This is a genomic window from Streptomyces sp. FH025 (assembly GCF_017427025.1).
In the GTDB taxonomy this organism is placed as follows: domain Bacteria; phylum Actinomycetota; class Actinomycetes; order Streptomycetales; family Streptomycetaceae; genus Kitasatospora.
Genome location: NZ_JAFLNG010000863.1, coordinates 1 through 2,817 on the forward strand (window position 1 = coordinate 1; position 2,817 = coordinate 2,817).

The 2,817-nt window shown below is 69.6% G+C and carries 1 protein-coding gene; it reads left to right on the forward strand.

Annotated features, from left to right (window positions below; genetic code table 11):
* Position 1: 1 nt before the first annotated feature.
* Entirely contained in the window at positions 2 to 2,686 is a 2,685-nt protein-coding gene (locus J0670_RS34910) for a penicillin acylase family protein (protein WP_207816503.1), read from the forward strand.
* Positions 2,687 to 2,817: the final 131 nt, after the last annotated feature.

Genomic DNA, 2,817 nt, shown 5'->3' on the forward strand with positions numbered 1-2,817 from the left:
GATGTTGATCGTGCTGGTCGTGCTGCTGGTGGCCGGCGTCGGCTACGGCGGCTACCGCGGGGTCACCGCGGTCCGCGCCTCCTTCCCGGAGGTCGACGGCAGCGTCAAGGTGGCGGGCCTGAGCGCGCCGGTCGACGTCAAGCGCGACGCCAACGGCATCCCGCAGCTGTACGCGGACACCGCCGAGGACCTGTTCCGGGCGCAGGGCTACGTCCAGGCCCAGGACCGCTTCTGGGAGATGGACGTCCGACGCCACATCACGGCCGGCCGGCTGTCCGAGATGTTCGGCGACAGCCAGGTCGACACCGACGCCTTCATCCGCACCATGGGCTGGCGCCAGGTGGCGCAGAAGGAGTACGACACCAAGCTGTCGCCCGAGACCAAGAAGTACCTCCAGGCCTACTCGGACGGCGTGAACGCCTGGCTGGCCGAGCACCCCGGCGGGGAGAAGGCCTCGCTGGAGTACGCCCTGCTCGGCGCCGTCAACAGCGGCTACAAGCCCGAGCAGTGGTCCCCGGTCGACTCCGTGGCCTGGCTCAAGGCGATGGCCTGGAACCTCTCCGGGAACCTCCAGGAGGAGATCGACCGCTCGCTGCTGTCCCAGGACTTCGCCCCGGACAAGATCGCCGAGCTGTACCCGGACTACCCGTACTCCCGCAACGGCACCATCGTGAAGACCGGCACGGTCGCCGGCGACGCCTACCGCCCCGCCGACGGCTCCGCGCAGTCGGGCGCCGCCCCCACCGGTGGCACCGCCCAGGGCGCGGCCACCACCAAGGCGATGCTGCAGGGCCTCACCGACCGGATCGACTCGATGCCGCAGCTGCTCGGCCGCCCCGGCCAGGGCATCGGTTCCAACTCCTGGGTGGTCGCCGGCTCGCACACCACCACCGGCAAGCCGCTGCTGGCCAACGACCCGCACCTCGGCCCCGGCCTGCCCTCGGTCTGGTACCAGATGGGCCTGCACTGCCGGACCACCTCGGCGGCCTGCCAGTTCGACGTCTCCGGCTTCACCTTCGCCGGCATGCCCGGCGTGGTGATCGGTCACAACAAGGACATCGCCTGGGGCTTCACCAACCTCGGCGCCGACGTCACCGACCTCTTCCTGGAGAAGGTCACCGGCCCGGACACCTACCAGGTGGACGGCAAGGACGTGAAGTTCGACCTCCGCAAGGAGACCATCAAGGTCGCCGGCGGGGAGGACCGCACCATCACCGTCCGCACCACCCAGACCGGCGCGCCGCTCATCTCCGACCAGAGCACCGAGCAGCAGAACGTCGGCAAGTACGCCCCCAACGGCACCTCCGCCCCGGACCGCGGCACCGGCGGCTACGGCGTCGCCCTCCAGTGGACGGCGCTCAGCCCCGGCAAGACCATGGACGCGGTCTTCGAGCTGGACAAGGCCCGCAACTGGGACGAGTTCCGCGCCGCCGCCAAGGACTTCACCGTCCCCGCGCAGAACCTGATCTACGCCGACTCCAAGAACATCGGCTACCAGGCCCCGGGCGTCATCCCGGTGCGCGGCAAGGGCGACGGCAGCATGCCGGCCCCCGGCTGGGACTCCTCGTACCAGTGGAAGGCGGACCCGGTCCCCTTCAGCGCCCTGCCGTACAGCCTCAACCCCTCCGCGGGCTACATCGTCACCGCGAACCAGGCCGTGGTGGACCAGAGCTACAAGTACAACCTGACCAAGGACTGGGAGTACGGCACCCGGGCCAAGGAGATCACCGACCAGATCGAGGGCCTGCTCAAGAACAACGGCAAGATCTCGCCGGACGACATGCAGACCCTCCAGCTGGACAACACCAGCATCATGGCCAAGACGCTGGTCCCGCTGCTGCTCAAGCAGCAGATCGACGACCCGTACGTGCGCGAGGCCCAGGACCTGCTGAAGGACTGGAACTTCCACCAGGACGCCGACTCGGCCGCCGCCGCCTACTACAACGGCGTCTGGCGCAACCTGCTGAGCCTCGCCTTCGGCCAGAAGTTCCCGGCCGACATCCGGGCCAAGGACAGCTGCCTGCTGGTGCGCCAGCAGGACGACCCGACCAAGCCGGACAGCTCCAGCAAGATCGTCACCGAGTGCGGCACCCGCGACCCGGGCAAGGCCCAGCCGGACGGCGGCGACCGCTGGACCGAGGTCGTGCGCACCCAGCTGGACAAGCCCGACAGCTCGTGGTGGACGTACATCGACTCCCAGCACAAGGAGCAGAAGGGCCTGGACAACCTGCTCAAGGAGGCGATGAAGAACGCCCGGCAGGACCTGACCTCGCAGCTCGGCAAGGACATCTCCACCTGGAGCTGGGGCCGCCTGCACAAGCTGGAGCTGCGCGAGCAGACCATGGGCACCGACGACTCCTCGATCGCCTCCGGAGCGGTCCACAAGCTGCTCAACCGCGGCCCGTACCGCCTCTCCGGCGGCTCGGCGGCGGTCGACGCGGCCGGCTGGAACGCGGCGGCCGGCTACCAGGTGGACTGGATCCCGTCGATGCGGATGGTGGTCGACCTGAACGACCTCGACTCCTCGCGCTGGATCAACGTCGGCGGCGCCTCCGGCCACGCCTTCCACGACAACTACAACGACCAGACCGACCTCTGGCTCAAGGGCAAGCTGCTGACCTGGGCCTACACGCCGGACGCGGTCGAGAAGACCACCAAGCACAAGCTGGTGCTCACCACCGGCTGACGCCCGTACGGCACGACGGCGGCCCCGTTCCCACCAGGGAGCGGGGCCGCCGCCGTTTCCTCGCGCGCCCGTCTCACCCCAGCCGGTGCACCCCCGACGGCGTGACCGCGAGGTCCACCGGCCGGTCGTGC

What these genes read in the sequence shown, in the direction of transcription:
- J0670_RS34910 (WP_207816503.1), top strand. Translation starts at nt 2, where the DNA reads ATGTTGATCGTGCTGGTCGTGCTGCTGGTGGCCGGCGTCGGCTACGGC.